The 25,470-nt window shown below is 63.1% G+C and carries 21 protein-coding genes and 1 pseudogene; 7 read left to right on the plus strand and 15 right to left on the minus strand.

Annotated elements, in window-relative coordinates; all coding sequences use genetic code 11:
* Window positions 1-6: 6 nt before the first annotated feature.
* The 5 genes from QN397_RS02220 to QN397_RS02240 all read right to left on the minus strand — a co-directional run bounded on the left by QN397_RS02220 (window position 7) and on the right by QN397_RS02240 (window position 8,641).
* Window positions 7-711, minus strand: a complete 705-nt coding sequence (locus QN397_RS02220) for a mechanosensitive ion channel family protein (RefSeq protein ID WP_323494720.1) — start codon at window positions 709-711, stop codon at window positions 7-9.
* Window positions 712-742: 31 nt separating this feature from the next.
* Complete coding sequence (gene treS / locus QN397_RS02225) at window positions 743-4,084, minus strand: maltose alpha-D-glucosyltransferase (protein WP_323494721.1); 3,342 nt, start codon at window positions 4,082-4,084, stop codon at window positions 743-745.
* Between the two features lie 21 nt (window positions 4,085-4,105).
* Window positions 4,106-6,217: an alpha-1,4-glucan--maltose-1-phosphate maltosyltransferase gene (locus QN397_RS02230; RefSeq protein WP_323494722.1), complete on the minus strand. Its 2,112-nt coding sequence runs from the start codon at window positions 6,215-6,217 to the stop codon at window positions 4,106-4,108.
* Window positions 6,189-8,138, minus strand: a complete 1,950-nt coding sequence (glgB, locus tag QN397_RS02235; RefSeq protein ID WP_323499992.1) for a 1,4-alpha-glucan branching protein GlgB — start codon at window positions 8,136-8,138, stop codon at window positions 6,189-6,191. The genes QN397_RS02230 and glgB overlap by 29 nt, the downstream gene beginning before the upstream one ends.
* Before the next feature lie 173 nt (window positions 8,139-8,311).
* A complete protein-coding gene (locus tag QN397_RS02240) occupies window positions 8,312-8,641 on the minus strand; it encodes a hypothetical protein (protein ID WP_323494723.1) in 330 nt (109 codons plus the stop codon).
* Window positions 8,642-8,898: 257 nt separating this feature from the next.
* Between QN397_RS02240 and groES the strand changes: the two genes are divergently transcribed.
* Window positions 8,899-9,189, plus strand: coding sequence for a co-chaperone GroES (gene groES / locus QN397_RS02245; RefSeq protein ID WP_187054493.1), 291 nt, complete (start codon window positions 8,899-8,901; stop codon window positions 9,187-9,189).
* 29 nt (window positions 9,190-9,218) lie between these two features.
* On the plus strand, window positions 9,219-10,868 hold the full coding sequence (gene groL, locus QN397_RS02250) for a chaperonin GroEL (RefSeq protein ID WP_187054492.1): 1,650 nt from the start codon (window positions 9,219-9,221) through the stop codon (window positions 10,866-10,868).
* 90 nt (window positions 10,869-10,958) lie between these two features.
* Here the strand turns inward: groL and QN397_RS02255 are convergent, their stop codons facing one another.
* The gene (locus QN397_RS02255; protein ID WP_323499925.1) at window positions 10,959-12,512 is read right to left on the minus strand and encodes a HAMP domain-containing sensor histidine kinase; all 1,554 of its coding nucleotides are present in this window, start codon (window positions 12,510-12,512) and stop codon (window positions 10,959-10,961) included.
* On the minus strand, window positions 12,509-13,231 hold the full coding sequence (locus QN397_RS02260) for a response regulator transcription factor (RefSeq protein ID WP_323494726.1): 723 nt from the start codon (window positions 13,229-13,231) through the stop codon (window positions 12,509-12,511). Before QN397_RS02260 ends, QN397_RS02255 begins: the two co-directional genes overlap by 4 nt.
* Before the next feature lie 98 nt (window positions 13,232-13,329).
* Between QN397_RS02260 and QN397_RS02265 the strand changes: the two genes are divergently transcribed.
* The 5 genes and pseudogenes from QN397_RS02265 (at window position 13,330) to msrA (ending at window position 17,356) form a co-directional block, all read left to right on the plus strand.
* The gene (locus QN397_RS02265) at window positions 13,330-14,016 is read left to right on the plus strand and encodes a cytochrome b/b6 domain-containing protein (protein WP_416352299.1); all 687 of its coding nucleotides are present in this window, start codon (window positions 13,330-13,332) and stop codon (window positions 14,014-14,016) included.
* The gene (locus QN397_RS02270; RefSeq protein ID WP_323499927.1) at window positions 14,013-14,804 is read left to right on the plus strand and encodes a molybdopterin-binding protein; all 792 of its coding nucleotides are present in this window, start codon (window positions 14,013-14,015) and stop codon (window positions 14,802-14,804) included. Before QN397_RS02265 ends, QN397_RS02270 begins: the two co-directional genes overlap by 4 nt.
* Window positions 14,805-14,912: 108 nt before the next feature.
* Window positions 14,913-15,167, plus strand: coding sequence for a pentapeptide MXKDX repeat protein (locus QN397_RS02275; protein WP_323499928.1), 255 nt, complete (start codon window positions 14,913-14,915; stop codon window positions 15,165-15,167).
* 45 nt (window positions 15,168-15,212) lie between these two features.
* Window positions 15,213-16,541: pseudogene (locus QN397_RS02280) on the plus strand (cytochrome c biogenesis protein DipZ); the annotation flags it as partial.
* Window positions 16,541-17,356, plus strand: a complete 816-nt coding sequence (gene msrA, locus QN397_RS02285) for a peptide-methionine (S)-S-oxide reductase MsrA (RefSeq protein WP_323494731.1) — start codon at window positions 16,541-16,543, stop codon at window positions 17,354-17,356. The pseudogene QN397_RS02280 and the gene msrA, both read left to right, overlap by 1 nt.
* On the opposite strand, the gene QN397_RS02290 is transcribed toward msrA, so the two are convergent.
* From QN397_RS02290 to QN397_RS02325, 8 genes are all read right to left on the minus strand, one after another.
* Window positions 17,317-18,324: an AraC family transcriptional regulator gene (locus QN397_RS02290; RefSeq protein ID WP_323494732.1), complete on the minus strand. Its 1,008-nt coding sequence runs from the start codon at window positions 18,322-18,324 to the stop codon at window positions 17,317-17,319. The genes msrA and QN397_RS02290 overlap by 40 nt on opposite strands.
* Before the next feature lie 66 nt (window positions 18,325-18,390).
* Window positions 18,391-19,239, minus strand: a complete 849-nt coding sequence (locus QN397_RS02295; protein ID WP_323494733.1) for an L-iditol 2-dehydrogenase — start codon at window positions 19,237-19,239, stop codon at window positions 18,391-18,393.
* Window positions 19,236-20,624 (minus strand): D-arabinitol 4-dehydrogenase, encoded by a 1,389-nt coding sequence (gene dalD / locus QN397_RS02300; protein ID WP_323495008.1) that lies wholly within the window; start codon window positions 20,622-20,624, stop codon window positions 19,236-19,238. The genes QN397_RS02295 and dalD overlap by 4 nt, the downstream gene beginning before the upstream one ends.
* Window positions 20,625-20,673: 49 nt before the next feature.
* Window positions 20,674-21,714: a sn-glycerol-3-phosphate ABC transporter ATP-binding protein UgpC gene (locus QN397_RS02305; RefSeq protein WP_323494734.1), complete on the minus strand. Its 1,041-nt coding sequence runs from the start codon at window positions 21,712-21,714 to the stop codon at window positions 20,674-20,676.
* A gap of 16 nt (window positions 21,715-21,730) precedes the next feature.
* Window positions 21,731-22,567, minus strand: coding sequence for a carbohydrate ABC transporter permease (locus QN397_RS02310; protein WP_323499929.1), 837 nt, complete (start codon window positions 22,565-22,567; stop codon window positions 21,731-21,733).
* Between the two features lie 9 nt (window positions 22,568-22,576).
* Window positions 22,577-23,434 (minus strand): sugar ABC transporter permease, encoded by an 858-nt coding sequence (locus tag QN397_RS02315; protein WP_323494736.1) that lies wholly within the window; start codon window positions 23,432-23,434, stop codon window positions 22,577-22,579.
* A gap of 148 nt (window positions 23,435-23,582) precedes the next feature.
* Window positions 23,583-24,890: an ABC transporter substrate-binding protein gene (locus tag QN397_RS02320; RefSeq protein WP_187054479.1), complete on the minus strand. Its 1,308-nt coding sequence runs from the start codon at window positions 24,888-24,890 to the stop codon at window positions 23,583-23,585.
* A 219-nt stretch (window positions 24,891-25,109) separates the two neighbouring features.
* Window positions 25,110-25,454 (minus strand): DUF805 domain-containing protein, encoded by a 345-nt coding sequence (locus QN397_RS02325; protein ID WP_323494737.1) that lies wholly within the window; start codon window positions 25,452-25,454, stop codon window positions 25,110-25,112.
* Window positions 25,455-25,470: the final 16 nt, after the last annotated feature.

The following is a 25,470-nucleotide window of genomic DNA, read 5'->3' on the forward strand; positions in this document are numbered from 1 at the left end:
TGCTTTTCATCGGAGCTTGTCGTCCACGGAGTCCTTGATGTTTTTCTTGTCACGCGGCCACCACTGCTCGATGCGTTCGGCCGCCCAGTCCTTGCCGCCGAGGCCAAAGGCCAGTGCCAGTGCAAAAACGATGCCGCCCAGAATCACCAGGAAACTCTGCCGCACGATGTCGCCGCCGACCCTGACCTGGTCAAGCGCGATAAGCACCACGAAAACCATGATGGCGTACTGCGCCAGCTTGGCGACGAAGGCCGCGTCCTGCAGCTTGATGTTGCGGCAATAGGCGAGCACCGTGTCGCCGACGAACTTGGCGAAGTACGAGCCGAAGGCCAGCACCAGCAGCGCGACGAACACGTTGGGCACGAACCAGACCACGCGCCCCAACAAGTCGGTGATGTAGGTCAGGCCGAGGCCGTTGAAGGCGATCAGCAGCGCCGCGAGGATGACGAGCCAGTACGCCAGGATGCCGAAGATGGCAGTGGTGTCGCTCGCCACGCCGCCCTGCCGCAAGAAGTTGTCGAGCCCCGCGCGCTCCGTGAGCACGTTGAAGTTGATGGCGCGCAACGCCTTGGTGACGACCAGCCGCACCACCTTGGCGATGAGCCAGCCACCGATGATCACCACGATGGCGATCAACAGTCGCGGGATGAAGGCACCGACCTGAAACAGTACGGCGCGCAAGGGTTCGAGTTGGATGCCGAAGCTTTCCATGATGTGTCTCCAGTGAAGGAACGAACGCGCCTCAGCGCGCGGCGTTCGAGTCGATCAGTGCCAGCACGCCTTGCAGCGGAACCTGAGCCCAGTCGATGCGATTGTTGAGTTCGTAGCGCAGCTCGTACAGCGCCTTTTCGATTTCGAACAGGCGCAGCAATTCGATATCGATCGATGCCGCGCCCTTGCCGGACAGGGTCGCCGTATACGATTGCAAAAAGGCATCGCGCGTTGCGGATTCCCAGGCCTTGGCGTCGGGCTCGAGCCGCTCCAGCTCTTCAGCGGTCTGCGCGATGCGGCGCAGTGCCGACCAGCGTGCGTAGTTGAACGACCGCAGCATGCCGGCCACGTCGCGCAGTGGCGAGCCCTTGGCGCGCCGCTCCTGGAAGGTGCGGGCCGGCTCGCCCTCGAAATCGATGATGACGAAGTCGTTGGCCGTGACCAGCACCTGCCCCAGGTGGTAGTCGCCGTGGTAGCGCGTCTTGATACCGCCGACCTGCGAGGCACCGTGCGCTGCAGCGAGCCGTGTGTGCAGGGCCGCACCGCTCGACAGGAATGCCTGCGCATACACCTGAACCGATGCCGGCAGCTGCCCGATGCGTTCGCGCAGCAAGGCCTGGGTGCCGTTCGATTCGGCGACGGCGCGGTCGCGATAGCCGGCCACGTCCGCCGCCGCCAGCGGCTCGGGATCGAAGGCTGCATCGCCGGTGCGCGTGGCCAATGCCAGGTGCAGCTCAGCCGTGCGCTTGCCCAGCATCGCAGCCAGTGCCAGGAAACCACCATGCGCCTTGACCGTCGATAGCTCCTCGCCGGCTGCAGCGCCCGCGGTACGCAACTCTTCCAGATAGCGTTCGAGATAGCCGAGCGTGTAGTCCCAGCCGTCGCCCTGGTTCTGCACATGCGACTGCACCAGCGCCAGCGTCATCACGCGGCCATCGGTGCCGAAATATTCAAGTGCGCCGAGCACGGGAACGCAGTTCGGGTAGTGCACGACATCGGTCAGGAAACGACCCATCTCAAGCTCGGGGTTCACACCCTCGCGCAGCCGGCGATAGCCCTTCAGGAACAGGGTGTCGTCCAGCGTGACGACGGTATTGCTGCTCATCGCACTCGGGCGCGACACCGGCATCTCGCGCACGTCGATGTTGGCAGCCTTGAAGGCGGCGGTAGCGCTGAACTTCATCTTGCCGCCGACGGTGGTCAGTTCCTTGCCGACCTCGATCGCCTGCACCAAAGCGCGACAGAAAGGCTCGTCGTAGAACGCATCGGCCATGACGCCGACATTGGCCTGTTGCCGGATCTTGGCGAGTGCGGCCGGCGTCAGGCGCATGACGCGTTCTTCTTCAGTGTCTTCCCATGCCAGCGCGAGCGGCATGAAATAAGTGTCGTCGTCCGGCGGTCCGTCGAGCTTCAGGATGGGCAGCATCCAGCTGGACCCCGGCATCTCCCAGACAGCGTAGTCGGCCAGCCTGGCGCGCGACACGGCGGTACCTTTGGTCGCATACCAGCGCTGGATTTCGATGTGACGCGGCAGCGTGTCGGTCTCGAACTGCACGCGCATGCGGTCGGCCATGCCCATGCGCCACGGCATCACGCGCTCCCGGAAAAAGCTGGTCCAGCCGTCGAACAGCACGAGCGTCGGCCGGTCTTGCAGCGCCACCTCTTCCTGGTGCCAGCTCGGCATCGCGGCATCGCTCGCCAGACGGAACCAGTAGAAGCCGAACGACGGCAGCGTGAGCATGTAAGGCAGCTCGCCGATGGGCGGGAACGAGGTGCGGCCGAGCATCTCGACCGGCACGCGCGTTTTATAGGCCGACAGATCGAGCTCGACCGGCTGCGCAGCGCGCGACAGGTTGAACACGTGCAACAGCGTTTCGTCTTCGTGGACGCTCAGGTACGCGAGGATCTTGCGGTTGCCCGGCTTCAAAAAAATGCGCTTGCCGCGGCCGAAGGCGAAGCTGGTCTTGCGCACCGCCAGCATGCGCTTGGTCCAGTTGAGCAGCGAGCTGCTATCGCGCGCCTGCGCCTCGACGTTGAGCGCTTCGTATCCGTACATCGCGTCCATGATCGGCTGCAGATACAGCCGCTGCGGGTCGGCACGCGAGAAACCGGCATTGCGGTCGGGGCTCCATTGCATCGGGGTGCGCACGCCGTTGCGGTCGCCGACGAACACGTTGTCGCCCATGCCGATTTCATCGCCGTAATAAATGATCGGCGAGCCCGGCATCGACAGCAACATGCCGTTCATGAGCTTGACGCGATCGATGTCGTTTTCCATCAGTGGCGCGAGGCGGCGCCGAATGCCCAGGTTGATGCGCGCGCGCATGTCGGCGGCGTACATCGTGTACATGTAGTCGCGCTCTTTGCTGGTCACCATTTCGAGCGTGAGCTCGTCGTGGTTGCGCAGAAAGATGGCCCACTGGCAGCCTTCCGGAATCTCCGGCGTCTGCTGCATGATTTCGACGATCGGATGCCGGTCTTCCTGCGCGATCGCCATGTACATGCGCGGCATCAACGGGAAGTGGTACGCCATGTGGCATTCGTCGCCGTCGCCGAAATATTCGCGCACGTCTTCGGGCCACATGTTCGCTTCGGCCAGCAAGAAGCGATTCTTGTATTCGGCGTCGATTGCCGCGCGCAGCTGCTTGATGACCGCGTGCGTCTCGGGCAGGTTTTCGTTGCTGGTGCCGTCACGCTCCACCAAGTAGGGAATGGCGTCGAGCCGGAACCCGTCGACCCCCATGTCGAGCCAGAAGCGCATGGTCTTCAGCACCGCCTCCATCACCGCCGGGTTGTCGAAGTTGAGGTCGGGCTGGTGGCTGAAGAAACGGTGCCAGAAGAACTGCTTGGCGACCGGGTCCCAGGTCCAGTTCGACTTCTCCGTGTCGGTGAAGATGATCCGGGTACCTTGATAGATCTGGTCGGTGTCGCTCCACACGTAGAAGTTGCGCTCGGGCGAGCCGGGCGGCGCATTGCGCGCGGCTTGAAACCAGGGGTGCTGGTCGGACGTGTGGTTGATGACCAGTTCGGTGATGACGCGCAGGCCGCGCTTGTGCGCCTCGGCCATCATTTCGCGGAAGTCGGCCAGCGTGCCGTACTGCGGATGCACATCGTCGTATCCGGCAATGTCGTAGCCGTCGTCCCGCAGCGGCGACGGATAGAACGGCATCAGCCAGATCGTGTTGACGCCCAGATCCTTGACGTAGTCGAGCTTGGCCGTCACGCCCTTGAAGTCGCCGACGCCGTCGTCGTTGGTATCGAAAAACGCCTTGACGTTGAGCTGGTAGATCACGGCATCGCGATACCACTGCGGATCGTCGCTGATGTCGATCTCCGGTGTCTCGAGGGCAAGGGCGGGCACGGGTGCGTTCATGGGCGTCGAGGCTTTTGGAGTCTAGAGAAAATAGTCGAAATCACGCTCGGTGCGACTGCGCCGACGGACCACGAAAATATGTGCGGGAACTGCGTGCGGGTCGAGCTGGACGAAGTGAAATTCACCCTGCCAGATGAAGCGCTGGTTGCTCAGCAGGTCGTGCATCTGGAACGACTCGCCGGGCTCCACGCCAATCGACGCCGCGTCCAGACCGATCCAGCCCGACTGCACGTTGTAACGGTCGAGGTTGACCACGGTCACGATCACATTGCTCCCGTCTTCGGACTCTTTGGCATAGGCGATGAGCTGATCGTTTTCGACCGGCAAGAAGCGCAGACTGCGGTCGGCTTGAAGGGCTGGGTTGTCATGCCGGATGCGGTTCACCCGCGCGATGAAGGGCGCGAGGCTCTGCGCATCGTCGTGGTTCCAGGTACGCAACTGGTACTTCTCGGAGTCGAGGTATTCCTCGCTTCCAGAATTGCGGGGCAAGTGGTCGCGCAGTTCGTAGGCCGGTCCGTAGATGCCGTAGTTGGCAGACAAGGTGGCCGCCAGCACCAGCCGCATCATGTAGAGCGACGCCTCGCCGCCCTGCAATTGCTCGTGCAGGATGTCGGGCGTGTTGGGCCACACGTTGGGGCGGAAATAATCGCTGCCCGGGCCCGTCGACAGTTCGATGAAGTACTCGGTCAGCTCCTGCTTGCTGTTGCGCCAGGTGAAGTAGGTGTATGACTGCGAGAAGCCCAGCTTGGCCAGTCGATGCATGACCTTGGGCCGCGTGAAAGCCTCGGCAAGGAACAGTACTTCAGGATGTTCCTTCTTGACCTCGCCGATGGCCCACTCCCAAAACGGAAACGCCTTGGTGTGCGGGTTGTCGACGCGAAAGATCTTCACGCCCTCGCCGATCCAGTGATCGAATACGCTCTTCAACTCGACCCACATCGCGCGCCAGTCGTCGCTCTCGAAGTTGAACGGGTAGATGTCCTGGTACTTCTTGGGTGGGTTCTCGGCGTACTGCACCGTGCCGTCCGGACGCCAGCGAAACCAGGCCGGATGCGACTTCACGTACGGATGGTCGGGGGCGCATTGAAAGGCGATGTCGAGCGCGATGTCCAGGCCGAGGCCTGCCGCCTTATGCACCAGTTGCCTGAATTCGTCCGGCGTGCCCAGTTCCGCCAGGATCGACTTGTGACCGCCTTCCGCGGCACCGATGGCCCACGGGCTGCCGACATCGTCTTTACCCGCGACGAGAGCGTTGTTCTTGCCCTTGCGTTGCGTGCGCCCGATCGGATGGATCGGCGGAAAGTACAAGACGTCGAAACCCATCTCGGCGATGGCTGGCAACCGCGCCTCGACATCCTTGAAGGTACCGTGGCGACCGGGCTCCGGCGAGGCAGAGCGCGGAAACAGCTCGTACCAGCTGCTGAAGCGGGCGCGTTTGCGATCCGCGAAGAGCGGCAGCTCGGTGGCGTAGCGCGTCTCGAAGCGACGGTCCGGATAGCGGCCGGCCAACTCGCCCAGCGTTTCGTCGAGCGCCAGGGCCTTGAGTGCGTTGGCGTCGTGGTCAGCGTCGAGCGCCGCGGTCTGCAGCGCCTTGGCCCAGCGCAAGAGCGTGTCGCGGTCCGCAACCTGCGCCCGCGCCGCTGCGGCGATGATGTCCATGGCGCCGACCTGCGACGCGATGCGGATGTCTTCGGGCTCGATGCGACGCGTCATCTCGTGATGCCACGATTCGAACGGGTCGACCCATGCCGCCACCGTGTAGACGAAGCGCCCTATCGACGGCGGCGCGAAGCTGGCCTCCCACACATCGTTCACCAGCGCCTTCATCGGTACCTCGTGCCAATCACGCGCACCATCACCGGCATCCGCGCTCCAGCGCAGCATCGCGCGCACCACGTCGTGCCCGTCGGTGAAGCAATGCGCGGTGATCTTCACCAGGTCGCCCGCAACGCACTTGATGGCGAAGCGGCCGGCATCGACGGCGGGCAACACAGCATCGATGACCGCACGGACGCGGCCCTCGCCGCCGCTGTCTGAAGGCAAGGAAAGATGGGCTGCGGGTGTCGACTGCGCCGCTTTGGCGGTCTCGGAAACTGCGGCGACCTCAGTGGGCGGTGCTGGCTTTTTTTGCATGGGGCACGTATTGGAAAATAAGGGTCGAAAGGGGTGGCAAGGTCAGGCAAACAGAATGCGGCCGGCCATGAGAGCGCACCGGCGACGACTCCACACCACCCAGGTTGCCCCATCCTGCGCCGCCGAATTCGCCGGCATCGCTGTTGATCACTTCGCGCCACTCCCCACCCAACGGCACGCCGAGCAGATAGTTGGTCCGGGGCAGTGGCGTCATGTTGCTCACCACCAGCACCGGAGCGGTGCCATCGTGCGCCTTGCGCAAGAAGGCGAACACGCTGGCATCCGCATCGTCGGCCGCGATCCACTCGAAACCGTTGGCGCTGAAGTCGAGTTGGTACAGCGCAGGCGTGCCACGGTACACCCGGTTGAGCTCGGCCACGAAATGTTGCAGGCCTGAGTGGCCCTCTAGCGACGTCGACCACCATTCGAGCTCACCGTCGTGCGTCCATTCGCGGCGCTGGCCGAATTCACCGCCCATGAAAAGCAGCTTCTTGCCAGGGTGTCCCCACATGAACCCGAACAGCGCGCGCAGATTGGCGAACTGCTGCCAAGGGTCGCCCGGCATCTTGTTGATGAGCGAGCCCTTGCCATAGACCACCTCGTCGTGCGAGAGCGGCAGCACGAAGTTTTCATTGAAGGCATACACCAGCGAAAACGTCATCTGGCCGTGGTGGTACTTGCGGTAGACCGGGTCTTCCTTCATGTAGGCTAGGTCGTCGTGCATCCAGCCCATGTTCCACTTCATGCCGAAGCCGAGGCCGTCCATGTCGGTGGGGCGCGAGACGTTGGGCCAGGCAGTCGACTCCTCCGCGATGGTCACCGTATCGGGGAATTCGCGGTACACCGCGCGGTTCAGGGTTTGCAAGAACTCGATGGCCTCGAGGTTCTCGCGACCACCAAACTTGTTGGGAATCCACTCCCCGTCTTTCCGCGCATAGTCGAGGTAGAGCATCGACGCGACCGCGTCCACGCGCAATCCATCAAGGTGGTACTTGTCGAGCCAAAACAGGCCGGACGACGTCAGAAAGCTGCGGACCTCGTTGCGCCCGTAGTTGAAGATGCTCGAACTCCACTCCGGGTGAAAGCCCTGGCGCGGATCCGCATGTTCGAACAGATGCGTGCCGTCGAAATACTGCAGCCCGTGCTCGTCGGTCGGAAAGTGCGAAGGCACCCAGTCGAGCAGCACACCGATGTTGTTCTGGTGCAGATGGTCGACCAGGTACATGAAGTCTTGCGGCGTACCGAAGCGCGAGGTCGGCGCGAAGTAGCCGGTGGTCTGGTAGCCCCATGAACCATAGAACGGGTGCTCGGTGACCGGCATCAATTCCACATGGGTGAAGCCCATCTTCAACATGTATTCAGCGAGCTGACGCGCGATTTCGCGGTAGCCGAGGAACTCGCCATCGTGGCGGCGCCATGAGCCCAGGTGCAACTCATACGTCGACATCGGCGCGTCAAGCGCATTGCGAGCGCCGCGCGATGTCATCCACGCGTCGTCGTTCCATTCGTAGTCCATCGACCAGATGCGTGATGCGGTAGCGGGCGCGTGCTCTGCATAGAACGCGACCGGATCGGCCTTGTCGACGACATAGCCGTTGACACGCGAGCGAATGCGGTACTTGTATGTCTGGCCCGGCTGCGCGTCTGCTACCGAGCCTTGCCAGATGCCGGTGCCGTCGTCGCGCAGTTGCAGCGGATCGGCATCGCCGGACCAGTAGTTCCAGTCGCCGATAACCGAGACGGACTCAGCGTTGGGCGCCCAGACCGCGAACGACGCGCCGCCTTGAGGATTCACATGGCAGCCCAACAGATCGTAGAGCCGAGCATGGGTGCCCTCGCGAAAGAGATAAGCGTCCTGAGCCTGGCGAGACTGGGTACCAGAGGATTGGGAATCGACGGGTTGGGTATGGAGAGATCGGATTTCTGGAATCACGAGGGACACTTTCGCTGCGTTCAATCGATGATCGATGGCCGAGACTCGACGACAACGACCGCAAGTTCAAGGCCATTGTTGGGTCAAAGGCGAGCGCCGCGAAGGGCACCGGGCGCCTTCGCGTGTCAGAGAGAAGCGCGTATGCGGCGCGCGCTGTTTGTTCAGGCCCCGGCTGCAGCGCCGGCTGCTTGTGATGAAACCATCGACGCCTGCATTGCCGGGATTGCCGGGAGAGCGAAGTCGCCCGTCGTCAGCACCACTGCACGTGAGGGATCGGCGAAATACAGTTCGATCGCCTTGTCCCGGATCAGGCTGAAGTGACTGCGGCAAGTTGCTAGCAAGCTTTCGCTGCTGCCATCACGAGCACCGCAAACGTCCCGTAAAGTCTGTTCTGAAACCAGCCCGAGGATACGGGCGCCGTCGTCGCCGTCCGGATAGAACGCAAAGCGCACCGAGGCCGTGTCGAAGCAATAAATGCCTTCGAAGTCCATTTGTCGTCTCCTGTCTATTGTTCGATGACGCACGACTTTCGTGCAGGCGACGCACAAATATGGCGTGGTCAACAGCGCGAGCCCACGCCAGAAGCCGCCTACATCGGCTTACATCCGCCCTTGAAACCTGAACGAATGCCCTTATCATTAGCACTCGCTGAGGACGAGTGCTAACAGCGCTCACCTCCAGTCGATTGGGCAGCCAGCCGTTCGGTCCGGCACCCTCAAACCAAACCCGTTTCTATTCAGGAGATGCTATGAAACTTCGTCCTTTGGCCGATCGTGTGATCGTCAAGCGCATTGAAAGCGAAACCAAGACTGCCTCGGGCATCGTGATCCCCGACAACGCTGCCGAAAAGCCCGATCAGGGTGAAGTGCTGGCCGTTGGCCCGGGCAAGAAGACCGACAAGGGCGAACTGCTCGCCATGAGCGTCAAGGTCGGCGACCGCGTTCTGTTCGGCAAGTACAGCGGCCAGACCGTCAAGGTCGATGGCGACGAGCTGCTTGTCATGAAGGAAGACGACCTGTTCGCAGTCGTCGAGAAGTAATCAACCCCATCTCATCGGAGTAAATAAACATGGCAGCAAAAGACGTAGTCTTCGGCGGTGAAGCCCGCGCGCGCATGGTCGAGGGTGTCAACATCCTGGCCAACGCAGTCAAAGTGACCCTGGGCCCCAAGGGCCGCAATGTCGTGCTCGAGCGTTCGTTCGGCGCCCCCACGGTGACCAAGGACGGCGTGTCCGTCGCCAAGGAAATCGAACTCAAGGACAAGCTCCAGAACATGGGCGCCCAGCTCGTGAAGGAAGTGGCTTCCAAGACTTCGGACAACGCGGGTGACGGCACCACGACCGCTACGGTTCTGGCTCAAGCCATCGTTCGCGAAGGCTTCAAGCTGGTCGCGGCCGGCATGAACCCGATGGACCTGAAGCGCGGCATCGACAAGGCTGTCACGGCCCTGGTCGCCGAGCTGAAAAAGGCATCGAAGCCCACCACCACGTCCAAAGAAATCGCACAAGTCGGCTCGATCTCGGCCAACAGCGACGAAACCATCGGCAAGCTCATCGCTGACGCGATGGACAAGGTCGGCAAAGAAGGCGTCATCACCGTCGAAGACGGCAAGAGCCTGGACAGCGAACTCGACGTCGTCGAGGGCATGCAGTTCGACCGCGGCTACCTGTCGCCTTACTTCATCAACAACCCTGAAAAGCAATCCGCGATTCTGGAAAACCCGTTCGTTCTGCTCTACGACAAGAAGATCAGCAACATCCGTGACCTGCTCCCTACGCTGGAACAAGTCGCGAAGTCGGGCCGTCCGCTGTTGATCATTGCCGAAGAAGTCGAAGGCGAAGCCCTGGCTACTCTGGTCGTGAACACGATCCGCGGCATCCTGAAAGTCGTGGCTGTCAAGGCACCTGGCTTCGGCGATCGCCGCAAGGCCATGCTCGAAGACATCGCCATCCTGACGGGTGGCAAGGTCATCGCTGAAGAAGTCGGCCTGACGCTCGAAAAGGTGACCCTGGCCGACCTCGGCTCGGCTGCCCGCATCGAAGTCGGCAAGGAAAACACCATCCTGATCGACGGTGCCGGCGCTGCTGCAGACATCGAAGCTCGCGTGAAGCAAGTTCGCGTTCAGATCGAAGAAGCGACCAGCGACTACGACCGTGAAAAGTTGCAAGAGCGCGTGGCCAAGCTGGCCGGCGGTGTTGCAGTGATCAAGGTCGGCGCTGCCACCGAAGTCGAAATGAAGGAAAAGAAGGCTCGCGTCGAAGACGCACTGCACGCCACCCGCGCTGCAGTCGAAGAAGGCATCGTGGCTGGCGGCGGCGTGGCTCTGCTGCGCGCCAAGCAAGCTGTCGGCGACAAGATCAAGGGCGACAACGCCGACCAGGACGCCGGCATCAAGCTGGTGTTGAAGGCCGTCGAAGCGCCCCTGCGCGAAATCGTCAACAACGCCGGCGGCGAAGCCAGCGTGGTCGTGAATGCTGTGTTGGCCGGCAAGGGCAACTTCGGCTTCAACGCACAAAACGACACGTACGGCGACATGCTCGAGCTGGGCATCCTGGACCCGACGAAGGTCACCCGCACTGCACTGCAAAACGCAGCGTCGGTTTCTTCGCTGCTGTTGACGACCGAAGCCATGGTCGCCGATGCACCGAAGGACGAAGCCGGCGCCGGCGGCATGCCTGACATGGGCGGCATGGGCGGCATGGGCGGCATGGGCATGTGATCCCCCCGGAGGCTGGCGGCACTTCGTGTCCGCTGCGGCACCTCACCAACTAAAAGGCCCGCTTCGTGCGGGCCTTTTTTCGTTCGTTTTTTAGCTGAGCTGAAAGGCGAAGACTGCGCCTTTGCCGGGTTGGGGGAGCAGGCGGATTTCGCTGCCGTGCAGTTGCAGGATGCGGCGGACGATCATCAGGCCGAGGCCGCCACTGCGGCCGCCGGACGACGAGAAGGCAGGGCGGGTGAAAAGGACGGGCTGCAGCTCTTTGGGGATACCGGGGCCGGTGTCGCTGATCTCGACCTGTACGCCGGCCACACCATCCTCCCCCGCTTCGGCGGGCCGCAATTGCACGACGATCTCGCCGCCCTCTGGCGTGTGGCGGATCGCGTTGTCGAGCAGGTTGGTCAGCACGCGTTCGATCATTCCCAGATCGGCCGTGACCACCGGCAGGCCGGACGCAATCTGCGGCACCAGGCGCTGACGGCGTGCTTCCGCGGCGAGCTCGAACTTCTGGAACACGTCCTGCACCAGATCGGCCAGCGCGAAGCTCTCCTTGTCGGGCTTGACCACGCCGGACTCGAGCCGCGCCAGTTCGAACAATTCCTGCGCCAGGCGGCCGACCTTGCGGCTTTGGCCGAGCGCGATCTCGAGATAGCGGCGCCGGTCGGCCAGCGCCAGCGTATCGGCCTTCATCAGCAGGGTTTCGAGATAGCCGTGCAGCGAGGTCAGGGGCGTGCGGAGGTCATGCGAGATGTTGGCGAAGAGTTCGCGGCGCTGCTGGTCCAGCGCGGTGAGTTCGCGCCATTGCTCGGCGATGCGCAGCGTCATCTTCTGAAAGGCTTTGCCGAGCGTGGCGATCTCGTCGTCGCCGCGTGCGACCTGTGCGAAGGCCGGCGTTGCCGGATCGATGGCTGCGACGCCATCGCGCTCGAAGCGTTGCACGGCGCCGGTCAGCTGGCGCAACGGCCGCGTGATGAGCCGGAAGGCGACCAGCCCCGCGATGAGGCCGAGCAAAGCGACCCATGCCATCGACCACAGCGTCGTTCGCAGCACGTTGCCGGCGCCCAGGTTCGCGACCAGGGCTTCGCGGTCTTCGCCGGACAGCACGACGTACACATAGCCTGCATCGCGGCCATCGACCTTCAACGGTGCCGCGCTGAAGACTTTGCGGCCGCCCCGCGAGGGTTGCACGCCTTGTGCCCCAGACACACCCTGTCCTTCCAGTCCGCCCCGTGGGTCGTCGCCCAGAATCGGCAATGCGGCGCCCGCCAGCAAGCGCTTTACCGGGCCGAGGTTGACGCGGTCGTGCTTCAGATGCCCCGGCGGCGCGGCTTGTCCGACGATGCGCCCCTCGGCGTCCAGCAAATAGACCTCGACGCTCGGGTTGACCGCCATCAGCTGGTCGAACAGCTCGTGCACGGCCGACGGGTTGAGGCCGTCGCGCTTCATCAGCTCGGCATTGCCGGCGATGTGCGCGGCCAGGCCGATCGACAGGCGCTGCGTCACTTCCTGCTCGTGTCGTTCGCTGCCCGCCATCTGCAGCCAGGCCGACACGCCGAAGCACGCCAGCAGCAGCACCGCAAAGACGATCGACAGACGCGTCGACAGGCTCGACGGCATCGACCACCCGGAGGGCGTCGAGCGCGTCATGCGGCGGCCTCCTCGACATCCGCCGCCAGCTTGTAGCCGCGGCCCCACACGGTCAGGATGCGCCGCGGCGCCGCGGGGTCGGCCTCGACCTTCATGCGCAGCCGGTTGATGTGCGTGTTGACGGTGTGCTCGTAGCCATCGTGCTGGTAGCCCCACACCTGGTTCAGCAGATCGAGCCGCGAGAACACGCGACCGGGGTGGCGCGCGAAGAAATAGAGCAGATCGAACTCGCGTGGCGTGAGCTCGATCGGCTTGCCGTCGACCTGCACCTCGCGCGCCACCGGGTCGATGCCGAGGTTGCCGAGATCGAGCCGGCCCGACTCCATGCGTGCATTGCGCGCCAGCGCCTCGGTGCGCCGCAACAGCGCCCGCACCCGCGCCACCAGCTCCAGCACCGAGAAAGGCTTGGCGAGGTAGTCGTCGGCGCCCAGCTCCAAGCCGAGGATGCGATGCACTTCGCTGGACCGCGCACTGGTGATGATGATCGGCGTGTAGCGCGTCATGGCGCGGGCGCGGCGGCAGATCTCGAGGCCGTCGACGCCGGGCAGCATCAGATCGAGGATCAATGCGTCCCAGCTGCCGCGCTCCAGTTCGCGGATGCCGGCATGGCCGTCGGCGGCGTGCGTCACGGCATAGCCCTCGTCGTGCAGATGCATGCGCAGCAGCTCGGCGATGTGGGCATCGTCCTCGACGATCAGCACGCGTTTGGCAGTTTCCATGTCGCCGGATTGTCCCGCGATATGGCCGCGGGAGTTATCACGATTCATTGAACTCTTCGTGATGAATCGGCCACCGGGTACGGCCAAGAATGCCAGCCATGCAAAGCGATTCAGTCACCCCGAAGTTCAAGCCGATTCATCCGGTCTGGATGCGCATCACGCATTGGCTCAATGCGCTGGCCGTGCTGATGCTGGTGACCAGCGGCTGGCGCATCTACAACGCGGCGCCGTTCTTTCCGTTCGAGATTCCCGGCGCGATCACGCTCGGCGGTTGGCTCGGCGGCGCTTTGCAGTGGCACTTCGCGGCGATGTGGTTGCTGGCCGCCAACGGCCTCGTCTACCTCTCGCTCAACATCGTGAGCCGTCGGCTGTTCCGCAAGTTCTTTCCACTCTCAGTCGGAGGCATCGTGCGCGATGGGCTTGCCGCGCTGCACGGCAAGCTGTCGCACGCCGACCCGCGCCACTACAACAGCGTGCAGCGTTTCGCCTACCTCTTCGTGATGCTCGACATCACCGTGCTGGTGCTGTCGGGCCTGGTGCTCTGGAAGTCGGTGCAATTCGCGGTGTTGCGCGATCTGCTGGGCGGCTATGACTTGGCCCGCCGCATTCACTTCGTCGCGATGGCGTTGCTGGTGGGCTTTATCGCGGTGCATCTGGTGATGGTCGCGCTGGTGCCGAAGACCTTGCTCACGATGCTGAGCGGCCGTGCCGGGGCCGGCGGAGATGCCGGTAACTCGGCAGGCAAGACAACAAGCGAAGCCGCCAACAACGGAGAAGCCGCATGAACATTCTCAAACGCCCAGCCCTGCACAACGTCGATGCCGACGCTGCCCTCGCCGAAGCCCGCAAGCTCATTGGCCGCCGCATCGAGCAGCCTGCGCGCCGCGCCTTTTTGCAACGCACGCTCACGCTCGGTGGCCTGTCGCTGCTCACAGGCTGCAGCATCACCGACAACGCCGGCGTCGACGCTGCGCTCACCACCATCTCGCGCTTCAACGACAGGGTGCAAGGCCTCATCTTCGACCCGACGCAACTGGCGCCGACCTATCCGGACTCGATGATCACGCGGCCGTTTCCCTTCAACGCCTACTACGGCGAAGACGAGATCCGCGAAGTCGACGAGGCCAGCTACAAGCTCGAGGTCACCGGCATGGTCGCCGACAAGCGCCAGTGGACGCTGCCCGAGTTGCGCGCCATGCAGCAGCAAGACCAGATCACGCGGCACATCTGCGTCGAAGGCTGGAGCGCGATCGGCAAGTGGGGCGGCGTGCACTTCGCCGATTTCCTCAAGCGCATCGGCGCCGACACGAGCGCCAAGTACGTCGGCTTCAAGTGCGCCGACGACTACTACACCAGCATCGACATGCCGACCGCGCTGCATCCGCAGACGCTGCTCACGTTGACCTACGACGGCCAACGACTGCCCCCCAAATACGGCTTCCCGATGAAGCTGCGGATGCCCACCAAGCTGGGCTACAAAAACCCAAAACACATCAAGGCGATTTTCGTTACCAACACCTACCCTGGCGGCTATTGGGAAGACCAGGGCTACAACTGGTTCGGCGGCAGTTGAGCCCCCGGAAGGGCTCAGCGCTACTGAAACGCAAGGCCGAGTTCATTTCGAACCGCGCCATTTTTATCTTCTCTATTTTTCAAACCACTCACTCGAAGGACAACTTAAATGAACAAATTCTCCGCAGCACTCATCGCCACCTGCATGGCCATCGGTTCCGTCTCGGCCTTTGCCGCCGACGAAATGAAAAAGGACGACGGCATGGCCAAGGGCTCGATGAGCAAAGACTCCATGGCCAAGGACGGCATGACGAAGGACTCGATGTCAAAGGACGGCATGAAGAAGGATTCGATGGCGAAGGACGGCATGGCCAAAGACGGCATGAAGAAAGACTCGATGGGCAAGGATGAGATGAAGAAGTAAGCGTTCCAGCCTTTCCCGACAGCGCTTCGCCAACCTGAGGATCCCATGATCTATTTCATCCTGTCCTATCTGGGCGGAGCGCTGACCATCCTGGCGCCCTGCATCCTGCCCGTGGTGCCCTTCGTCTTCGCGCGGGTCGACCAGCCTTTCGTCAAGAGCGGGTTGCCGCTGCTCGTCGGCATGGCACTGACTTTCGCAGGCGTCGCGTCGCTCGGTGCGGTAGCCGGCGCTTGGGCCGTCGAGGCCAATGAATACGGACGCATGGCGGCCATCGTGCTGCTCGGGGTCATGGGTGTGATGCTGATCGCGCCTCGCCTTGCGGAGCGCGTCACGCGGCCGCTGGTCGCGCTCGGCTCCGGACTATTGAATTCGGCGACGCGCAGCCAAAACCAGCGCGTCGCTTCTGACGGCGGCGTACGCAGCCCCGTCGTGCCCTCGCTGCTGCTCGGCGTGGCAACCGGCCTCCTGTGGGCGCCCTGCGCCGGACCGGTGCTCGGGCTCATCCTCACCGGTGCAGCGCTGCAAGGGCCCACCGTTCACACCTCGCTTTTGTTGCTGGCTTACGCAGCCGGCGCCATGACGTCGCTTGCCGCCGCATTGCTGCTCGGTGGCCGCGTGTTCGCCTTCCTCAAGCGGACGATCGGCGCTGGCGAATGGTTGCGCAAAGGCCTGGGCGTCGCGGTGCTGGCCGGCGTTGCAGCGGTGTCGCTCGGCCTCGACACCGGCGTGCTCGCGCAGCTCTCGTCGGGCAGCGGCGGTGCGTCGATCGAGCGTGGCTTGCTGGAGCGCCTGCGGCCGCACGCGGCGCTCGACCAGACATCGGATGCTGCCCGTCCCCCCACTGCAAACGACCGCGCTGCCTTCATCAAGGTGCAGGCGCCCGCCGTGCCGCGGTTCGCCCCGCTCTCGCTGCCTGACGAAGGCGCGTTACCGAGCTTCTCAGGCGCCGTCGAATGGCTCAACTCGCCACCGCTCACGGCCGAGCAATTGCGCGGCAAGGTGGTGCTGGTCGACTTCTGGACTTTCGGCTGCATCAACTGCCGCAACGCCCTGCCCTATGTGCGCGAATGGAATCGCAAGTACAAAGACCAAGGGCTCGTTGTGGTCGGCGTGCATGCACCCGAGTTCGCATTCGAGAAAAACATCAACAATGTGAAGCGTGCGGTGAGCGAGCTCGACGTGACTTTCCCGGTTGCGATCGACAACAGCTTTGCCATCTGGCGCGCCTTCAACAACAATTATTGGCCGGCGCATTACTTCGTCGATGCCAAAGGCCGCATTCGCTTTCACCACTTCGGCGAAGGCGAATACGAAAAGTCGGAACAGGTTATTCAGCAATTGCTGGAAGAAGCACGAAAGGACGCGAAACCCGTATGAACAACAAACAATCGAACCATCAGGCCAGAGCAACCGTCTCCGCCGTCTCCGCCGCCACATCCGCATCGGCAACACGCTCGGTGCTGGCACGCCGCACGCTGCTTTCCGCGGTGGCATTGCTCGGTGGCGCAGCACTCTGGAAGGCAGTGCCTTCGTTCGCTGCCGAGAATGCGGTCGTCATTCCAGCACCGACCGACGATGCGGCGAGTACTGCGAGTGCTGCGAGTGCCGCCGCAGCGTCTGCTACCGGCACCGAAACGGCCGTTGTCGCCGGTGGCTGCTTCTGGGGTGTGCAGGGCGTGTTTCAGCACGTCAAGGGCGTGACGAGCGCAGTGTCGGGCTATGCCGGCGGGGACGAGAAGACGGCCAGGTACGAGTCGGTCGGCTCGGGCAGCACCGGCCATGCCGAAGCCGTTCGCATCACCTACGACCCCAAGCAAATCAGCTACGGCCGCATCCTGCAGATCTACTTTTCGGTCGCGCACAACCCGACCGAACTCAATCGCCAGGGGCCGGACCGGGGCACGCAATACCGCTCGACCGTGTTCGCGCAATCGCCCGAGCAGGCGCGCGTCGCCAAGGCCTATATCGCCCAACTCGACGCGGCCAAGACCTTCGGCGGTCCGATCGCCACGACCATCGAAACGCAAAAAGCCTTCTTTCCGGCGGAGGGCTATCACCAGGACTACCTGACGCGCAATCCGAATCAGCCGTACATCGTCTTCAACGACCTACCGAAAATCGAGAACCTGAGGAAGGTGTTTCCGGACCGCTACCGCGCGACGCCGGTGCTGGTCGGCGTGGGCGCCTGAAGACTCGGTGGTGCCAGAGCATTCAACGGCACCGTCGATCCGCCGAAGCGGTGATCGGCCTGCCGCCGGAATTCGCTGGGCGTCATGCCCTTGATTTCCAGAAAGCGCCGGTTGAAGTTGGCCACATTGTTGAAGCCGACCTGGTAGCAGATGTCGGTCACGTAGTGGTCGGTCTGCATCAGCAGGTGGCACGCGCTGTTGATGCGCACGCGGTTCACGAAATCGGTGAAGCTGTTGCCGGTCGAGCGCCGGAAAAACCGGCTGAACTTGCTCTCGCTCATGCCCAGTTCAGCCGCCACATCCGACATCGCAATCGGCTCGGCCAGGTTGGCGGTGATCCGGTTGACGATGCCGTTGATCTGGTCGACCTCGGCATCGCCCTCGACGCCCTGCATCTGAACGCTCGACAGCAAGCGGTAGTCGGTGCACTGCGACAGGTCGGCCATGAAGTCGCAAAACACGCCGAAGCGCCGCACACCGCGCGACGCCTTGATGTGATCCCAATGCAACCGCGCACGCTCCGACATGCCGAAAAATTCGATGCCGTTGCGCGCGCGGTCAAGCAGGTGCATGACCTCGCGCAATTCAGGAATTTCAACCGCCGCACGTTCGATCGGCTCGTGCCGAAACTGGATGACGCGATCGCGCCCGGCCGCACCACCTTCCGGCGCATCGAGCGAGATCCAGTTGTGCGGCAGCTTGGGCCCGCACAGCACCAGATGGCCGGGCTGGAATGGTCCGATCCAGTCGCCCACGAAGGCCTTGCCCGACGTCTCGGTGATCAGATGCAGCTCGTACTCTTCATGAAAATGCCATCGCACCAGCGGGCTCGGAAAGCCGTGCGCAAGGCAGCGCACCAACCCGCTTTCGTCAGGCGCCTCGTAGCCGAGCGCCGGTGAGCGCGCGAAGTCGCGCTCCATCTCCGGCTCGCGGTGGCGAGGCAAGTGGCGTTGGCGTGCGGCGGTCATCGAGCAGTCGGGAAAGCGGGCATGAAGCAGTGACGAGCGAAGGCTGGAGCAGAACGGAAAAACCGTTCAGCTCATGACGTTACCACCGTCGACATTCAAGGTTTGCGCCGTGATGTAGCTCGCCGCCTCGCCCGCCAGGAACAGCGCAGCGCCGGCGATATCGCCCGGCTTGCCCATGCGGCCGAGCGGCACTTCGAGCCCGACGCGTCGCTTCTTTTCACCGAGCGGCAAGCCTTCGGCCTTGGCGAACAGGCTGTCGACATGCGCCCACATCGGCGTGTCGACCACACCCGGCGAAATCGCGTTGACGCGAATGCCGTGCGGCGCCATCGCCAGTGCGGCGCTCTGCGTGTAGCTGATGACGGCCGCCTTGGTGGCGCAGTAGTGCGACACCAGCGCCTCGCCACGGCGGCCGGCCTGCGACGCCAGGTTGATGATCGACGCGCCCGGCGTAGCGCCTTCGACCATCTGCCGCAGCACGGCCTGCATGACGAAGAACATGCCTTTGACGTTGACTGCGAACAGGCGGTCGAACGAGGCCTCGTCGCTGTCGAGCAGCGGTGCCAGGTCGAACAGCGCCGCGTTGTTGAAGAGCGTGTGCACCGGGCCGAAGCACTGCGTGGCGGAGGCCAGCATGTCGGCGATGGCGCGCGAATCGGTCACGTCGGCGCCGACATAGTGAATCTGTGCGGGATGCGACTGTTGCAACGCGGCGGCCTCGTCGGAGGCGGTCGGCGATCGGTCGACCACGCTGCAGAGAGCGCCTTCGGCCGCGAATGCTTGTGCCACGGCGAGGCCGATGCCGCCGCCTGCGCCCGTTAAAACGATATGCCGACCCACGAAGCTGCCGCTCCTCGCGGCGGTCGTAGCAGCCGTCGAAGCGATGGCGTCGATGGCGCCTGTGACTGCGGTCATGCCGGTGCGCCTTCGACGAAGCGCGTCACTTTTTCGCTGGCACCGCGCACCGCATCCACCAGCCGCGCGTCGCTCGCCGCCGAGCCCCACAGCGCTACATCGGCACACATCGTCTCGACCGGGTCGACCGCGTCGCACAAAGCATGCGCCGCCGCCACATCCATGCTCTGGTCGTGGTACTCGTACGGCAGCACGCCGCGATGCCAACGCTGCAAGAAAGCGAGGAACAGCGCCGGCAACATGGCCACGCTGTCGATTGATTCGCTCGCCGCCAGCCGCTCACGCACCGTCGGCGCGATGAAGCCGGGTATCTTTGAGAAGCCGTCCATCGCGACGCGCTGGTTGGTGTCGCGGATGGCAGGGTTGCCGAAGCGGTCGAGCACCACATCGCGGTACGCCGGCAGATCGATCGGCCCCGGTGACGTCGGCGAACTTAGGCACGGAATCACGTCGTCGGTCACGTAGTCGAATGCCATCTTGCGGATCGCCGCGTCGTGCGTGCCTTCGTGGATGAAGTCGAGCCCGATGAGCGTGCCGGCCCAGGCGATGCAACTGTGCGTCGCGTTGAGGATGCGGATCTTGGCCTCTTCATAAGGCGCCACCGAATCGACCAGTTGCACGCCGACGCGACCCCAGTCGGGCCGCTCCGCAATGAAGTCGTCTTCGACCACCCACTGGATAAAGCTCTCTCCGGTGACAGGCACGGCGTCGTCCCAGCCGGTCGCCGCTTTCACCCGGTCGCGCAACTCTGGCGGCGGGCGCGGCGTGATGCGGTCGACCATCGCGTTGGGCGAAGTCGTGTTCGTTCGCACCCATTGCAGCAACGCGTCGTCGCCGGTCATGCCGATGAATTCCAGCAGGCCAGCCCGAAAGCGCTCGCCGTTGTGGCGAAGGTTGTCGCAGTTGAGCAGCGTGACAGGCCCTGCATTGGCGGCCTTGCGCGCCCGCAGGATGGCGCAGAGCGCGCCGTAGATGGTTTGCCCCGCTTCGCCCTTGCGTGCCCGCTCGACATCGCCCGACAAGTCGGTGAACGACAGGTCGAGCTTGTCCTTCGGGTCCAGGTAGTAGCCCGCCTCGGTCACCGTGAAAGAGACGATGCGCGTGGCCGGTGCAGCGCCGCAGGCGATCACCGCAGCGAGCGTCGGCTCCCACGGCAACACCTTGCGAATCGATTCGATGCGCTCGTAGCGATACTCGCCCGCGGGCGACACCGTCTCCAGCGTGTAGCTGCCGCCCTGCGCCTGCAGTGCATCGAGCACCGGGGCCAAGTCGCCGCGCAGGTTGGCGCCGGTGATCGACCATTGCGTGTCGCCGACCTCTATGAGGCGTTGCAGGTACACAGCCTGATGCGCCCGATGAAACGAGCCGAGCCCGAGATGAAGAATTACCCGATCGGGTTCACTGGTGGTCACGATGTCCTTTGCGTTTGGTGCCTCATGCGGCAACCGTTCGGCCTTCTTTGTTGAACAGATGCAGCACCGACGGATCGAGCTCGACGCCGACCTCGTCGCCCACGCGCAGCGGCGTGCGTTCGTTCTGGCGAGCGATCAGCGGTACGCCACCCACGTCGACGTGAATCAACGTGTCGGCACCGAGCGCTTCGATCAGGTCGACGCGGCCGGACACGCCGCCCGGTGCCGCGCCACGGCCCGGATGCACACGCAAGCCTTCGGGGCGCACGCCGAGGAAACCGTCCTGCGGCAAACGTCCACCGGTCTGCGACGAGAAGCTCGGGATCGCGGCGGCCGCCACCATGTTCATCGACGGCATGCCGATGAACTGCGCGACGAACTGGTTGGCCGGCCGGTCGTACAGGTCGAGCGGCGAGCCGACCTGTTCGATCAGCCCGTCGCGCAGCACCACCACGCGGTCGGCCAGCGTCATCGCCTCGACCTGGTCGTGCGTGACGTAGATCGTGGTCGCGCCGAGCGCCACGTGCAGCTTGTGGATCTCGACACGCGTGTTGCCGCGCAGCGCTGCATCGAGATTGGACAGCGGCTCGTCGAACAAAAAGACCTTGGGTGCCCGCACGATCGCGCGCCCGATGGCGACACGCTGACGCTGCCCGCCCGACAGGTCCTTGGGCGTACGTTGCAGGTACTGGGTAAGGTTGAGCGTGTTCGCCGCGTGCTCGACCTTGCTCTTGATCACGTCTTTCGACACACCCGCCAGCTTGAGCGCGAACGACATGTTGTCGTACACGCTCATGTGCGGATAGAGCGCGTAGCTCTGGAACACCATCGCCAGATCGCGCTTGCCCGACGCGGTGTAGGTGATGTCCTTGCCATCGAGCATCAGGCTGCCGCTGGTGATGGGTTCGAGCCCTGCGATGAGCCGCAGCAGCGTCGACTTGCCGCAGCCCGAGGGCCCGACGAAAACGATGAATTCGCCCTTGGCGATTTCGAGATCGACGCCCTTGATGATGTGCGCATCGTCGAAGCTTTTCTTGATGTTCTTGAGTTCGAGGTAGGCCATTGATTTGTCTCCTTGATTACTTCACCGCGCCAAAGGTCAGGCCTTGGACGAGTTGTTTCTGGCTGAACCAGCCAAACACCACGATCGGCGCGATGGCCATCAACGAGGCGGCAGACAGCTTGGCCCAGAACAGGCCTTCGGGGCTGGAGTACTGCGAGATCAGCGTGGCCAGCGTGCCGGCCTTGGCCGACACCAGGTTGAGGGCCCAGAAGGCCTCGTTCCAGCTCAGCACCAGGCACAGCAGGCCCGTTGATGCAAGCCCACCGACCGACAGCGGCAGCACCACGTAGCGGAATTCTTTCCAGATGCCGGCGCCGTCCATGCGGGCGGCTTCGAGGATCTCGGGCGGGATGTCCTTATAGTTCGTGTAGAGCATCCAGACCATGATCGGCAGGTTGGACAGCGTGAACACGACGGTCAGCGCGGTCAGCGAATCCAGCAAACCGGAGGCTTGCGCCAGCACATAGATCGGCATCAGCGCGCCAACCGCCGGCATCATCTTGGTCGACAGCATCCACATGAGGATGTCGCGCGTGCGCTTGGTGCGGAAGAACGCCATCGAATACGCGGCCGGCGCCGCGATCAACAGGCCGAGCAGGGTCGAACCGAGGCTGGTGATGAGCGAATTGCGCGCATACAGCAGGTAGTCGCTGCGACGCTGCACTTCGGAGAAGTTGTCCATCGTCGGCTCGAAGACGAACAGCGGCGGCACATGGATCGCCTGCAATTCCGTCTTGAAGGCCGTGAGAAACAGCCAACCGAGCGGAAAGAACAGGATCAGCGTGACGGCCCACGCACCGACGGTACGCAACGTCAATGGCAGAAAATTGCTGGGGGGTTTGGTGGCTTGCATGCTTGCCTCTCAGTCCAGGTTCTTGCCGATGATGCGAATCAAAAACACGGCCACGATGTTGGCGAACACCACCGCGAACAGCGCACCGGCGGAGGCCACACCCACGTCGAAATTCATCAGCGACTGCTTGAAGATCATGTAAGTCATGTTCGTGCTCGCATTGCCCGGGCCGCCATTGGTGGTGATGGCGATTTCGGCAAAGATGCCGAGCAAAAAGATCATCTCGATCATGATCACCACCGCCATCGGGCGGCCGAGATGCGGGATGGTCAGATAGAAGAATCGCTGCGGCCCGGTCGCGCCGTCCATGCGCGCGGCTTCCATCTGTTCACGGTCGAGCGACTGCAGCGATGTGATGAAAATCAGGCAGGCAAAAGGCAGCCATTGCCATGCCACCATGATGATGATCGAGAACAGCGGCACGTCCGTCAGCCAGTCGACCGGCGTCGCACCGAAGAAGCGCCACAGATCGGCCAGGACCCCGTAGATCGGGTTCATCATCATGTGCTTCCACAGCAGCGCGTTGACCGCGGGCATGACGAAGAACGGCGAGATGAGCAGCACGCGCACGATGCCGCGGCCGGGAAACGGCTCGTTGACCAGCATGGCCAGCAGCACCCCGCCCACCACCGTGATGATGATCACGCTGCCGATCAGCATCAGCGTGTTCCACACCGCCGGCCAGAAGTCGGGGTCGGTCACGAAGTAGTGAAAGTTCTCGATGCCGGCGAAGGTGCGCTCGCCCGGCTGCATGAGGTTGTAGTTGACGAACGAGAAGTACAACGTCATCAACAGCGGCACGATCATCCAGAGGAAGAGCGTGAGCACGGCGGGCGCCATGAGGGCGCGCGGCAGTATTCTTTTCATTTTTGTATTCCTCGCTGGCGATTGCCCCCTCTCCCGTTGCGGGAGAGGGTTGGGGTGAGGGAGAGCGACATAGACCACTGTTAATGTGGATGCGCCGATGCCCCCTCACCCTGGCCCTCTCCCCGCGAGGAGAGGGGATGAAAACGGACTACTTGTAGTAGCCGCCCTTTTTCATCTCACGCTCGGCCGCGGTCTGCGATGTCTTCAACGCCTGGTCGACAGTGACCTTGCCCGACAGTGCCGCGCTCATCTGCTGGCCCACAGCCACGCCGATCGCCTGGAACTCCGGAATCGCCGCGTACTGCACACCGACGTACGGTGACTTCGGCAGCGTGCTGTCGGTCAGGTTGGCGGTGTCGATGGCCTTCTTCTCGGCTTCTGCGAACTTGGCCACCTTCTGGAATTCAGGGTTGGCATAGGTCGACTTGCGCGTGCCGGTCGGCACCGAAGCCCAGCCCGTTTCCTTGGCGACCAGGTTGATGTAGTCCTTCGACGTTGCCCACTTGATGAACTTCTGCGCAGCTTCATCCTTGCTCGAGCTGGCGGGGATGGCGAGGTTCCACGACCAGAGCCAGTTGGCGCCCTTGGGCGTCGTGGCGGTCGGTGCCTGCGCGAAGGCGACCTTGTCGGCCACCTTCGACTGCTTCGGGTCGCTGATGAAGGATGCCGCGATGGTCGCGTCGACCCATGCAGCGCACTTGCCTTCGTTGAACAGCGCCAGGTTCTCGTTGAAGCTGTTGGCCGACGCGCCAGGAGGGCCGTCCTTCTTCATCATGTCGACGTAGAAAGTGACGGCGTCATGCCAGGGCTTGGTGTCGATCTGCGGCTTCCACTTCATGTCGAACCACTGGCCACCGTTGGTGTTCACCAGCGTGGTCAGGAAGGCCATGTTGTCGCCCCAACCCGGCTTGCCGCGCAGGCACATGCCGTACACACCCGCCTTCGGGTCGTTGGCCTTGTCGGCGAACGCCCTGACTTCGGTCCACGTTGGGTTGTCGGAGATCTTGATGCCGAGCTTGTCTGCCAGGTCCTTGCGGTACATCAGCATCGAGCTCTCGCCGTAGAACGGTGCGGCGTACAGCTTGCCGTCGGTCGAGAGGCCGCTGCGAATCGCGGGCAGCAGGTCGTCGACGTCGTATGCCGCGTCGGTGGCGATGGGCTTGAGCCAGCCCTTCTTCGACCAGATCGGTGTTTCATAGAGGCCGATGGTCATCACGTCGAACTGGCCGCCCTTGGTGGCGATGTCGGTGGTCACGCGCTGGCGCAGGGTGCCTTCTTCGAGCGTCACCCACTTGAGCTTGATGTCGGGGTTTGCCTTCTCGAAGAACGGCGTGAGCTTCTGCATTTCGATCATGTGGCCGTTGTTCACGGTGGCAATGACCAATTCCGTGGCGGCATGGGCGAACCCGGCAGCGGTGAGTGCGAGGACGAGGCCCGCTTTGGCAAAACGCTTCATGAATAGTCTCCTGTTGTGATCAGCGACCACCGATCGCTGTGGGAAGGATTCTGTAGATTGCGGATTGCGGCTTTGGTACTTCGATCGCCACATCCGGTACTTTCATGCATTGATTGGCTAGTGGATTCCCTGATTCGAGCAATACAGGATGTAGTTTGACCCTGGCGACGTGAAAAAGGCCGCGCAAGGCGGCCTTTGGAGGATGCAAGTTTCGAGCGCCTAAACGACCGGTACCGTGGTGGGCGGAGCGCCCCACTGGTTGGTCTCAGGCTGCGACGGCTGCACCGTGAAATACAGGAGGACGAAATTGACGAGCGGAATCAGCCCGAGCAGCATCAGCCAGCCGGTCTTGCCGATGTCGTGGAGGCGGCGCGCGCCGACTGCAATGATCGGGACGATGAACACCAGCACCACCAAGCCCTGCACGAAGCGGTGAATCAGCGCGCCGACAAACAAGGCGATCAGATACACGAGTACGAACCACCAATACTCGGATCGCGAAGCACGACCCGTGAAATCGGCGAACTTGGTGAAGCACGTGCGAACAGATTCCTGGATATTCATTCGGCTAACTCCTCTT

The sequence above is a fragment of the Variovorax sp. RTB1 genome, from assembly GCF_035018765.1.
Taxonomy (GTDB): Bacteria; Pseudomonadota; Gammaproteobacteria; order Burkholderiales; family Burkholderiaceae_C; genus Variovorax.

Excerpts from the sequence above, each read along its gene's own strand:
- QN397_RS02220 (WP_323494720.1), bottom strand. The coding sequence starts at position 711 with ATGGAAAGCTTCGGCATCCAACTCGAACCCTTGCGCGCCGTACTGTTT.
- treS (WP_323494721.1), bottom strand. The coding sequence starts at position 4,084 with ATGAACGCACCCGTGCCCGCCCTTGCCCTCGAGACACCGGAGATCGAC.
- QN397_RS02230 (WP_323494722.1), bottom strand. The coding sequence starts at position 6,217 with ATGCAAAAAAAGCCAGCACCGCCCACTGAGGTCGCCGCAGTTTCCGAG.
- QN397_RS02240 (WP_323494723.1), bottom strand. The coding sequence starts at position 8,641 with ATGGACTTCGAAGGCATTTATTGCTTCGACACGGCCTCGGTGCGCTTT.
- groES (WP_187054493.1), top strand. The coding sequence starts at position 8,899 with ATGAAACTTCGTCCTTTGGCCGATCGTGTGATCGTCAAGCGCATTGAA.
- groL (WP_187054492.1), top strand. The coding sequence starts at position 9,219 with ATGGCAGCAAAAGACGTAGTCTTCGGCGGTGAAGCCCGCGCGCGCATG.
- QN397_RS02255 (WP_323499925.1), bottom strand. The coding sequence starts at position 12,512 with ATGACGCGCTCGACGCCCTCCGGGTGGTCGATGCCGTCGAGCCTGTCG.
- QN397_RS02260 (WP_323494726.1), bottom strand. The coding sequence starts at position 13,231 with ATGGAAACTGCCAAACGCGTGCTGATCGTCGAGGACGATGCCCACATC.
- QN397_RS02265 (WP_416352299.1), top strand. The coding sequence starts at position 13,330 with ATGCAAAGCGATTCAGTCACCCCGAAGTTCAAGCCGATTCATCCGGTC.
- QN397_RS02270 (WP_323499927.1), top strand. The coding sequence starts at position 14,013 with ATGAACATTCTCAAACGCCCAGCCCTGCACAACGTCGATGCCGACGCT.
- QN397_RS02275 (WP_323499928.1), top strand. The coding sequence starts at position 14,913 with ATGAACAAATTCTCCGCAGCACTCATCGCCACCTGCATGGCCATCGGT.
- msrA (WP_323494731.1), top strand. The coding sequence starts at position 16,541 with ATGAACAACAAACAATCGAACCATCAGGCCAGAGCAACCGTCTCCGCC.
- QN397_RS02290 (WP_323494732.1), bottom strand. The coding sequence starts at position 18,324 with ATGACCGCCGCACGCCAACGCCACTTGCCTCGCCACCGCGAGCCGGAG.
- QN397_RS02295 (WP_323494733.1), bottom strand. The coding sequence starts at position 19,239 with ATGACCGCAGTCACAGGCGCCATCGACGCCATCGCTTCGACGGCTGCT.
- QN397_RS02305 (WP_323494734.1), bottom strand. The coding sequence starts at position 21,714 with ATGGCCTACCTCGAACTCAAGAACATCAAGAAAAGCTTCGACGATGCG.
- QN397_RS02310 (WP_323499929.1), bottom strand. The coding sequence starts at position 22,567 with ATGCAAGCCACCAAACCCCCCAGCAATTTTCTGCCATTGACGTTGCGT.
- QN397_RS02315 (WP_323494736.1), bottom strand. The coding sequence starts at position 23,434 with ATGAAAAGAATACTGCCGCGCGCCCTCATGGCGCCCGCCGTGCTCACG.
- QN397_RS02320 (WP_187054479.1), bottom strand. The coding sequence starts at position 24,890 with ATGAAGCGTTTTGCCAAAGCGGGCCTCGTCCTCGCACTCACCGCTGCC.
- QN397_RS02325 (WP_323494737.1), bottom strand. The coding sequence starts at position 25,454 with ATGAATATCCAGGAATCTGTTCGCACGTGCTTCACCAAGTTCGCCGAT.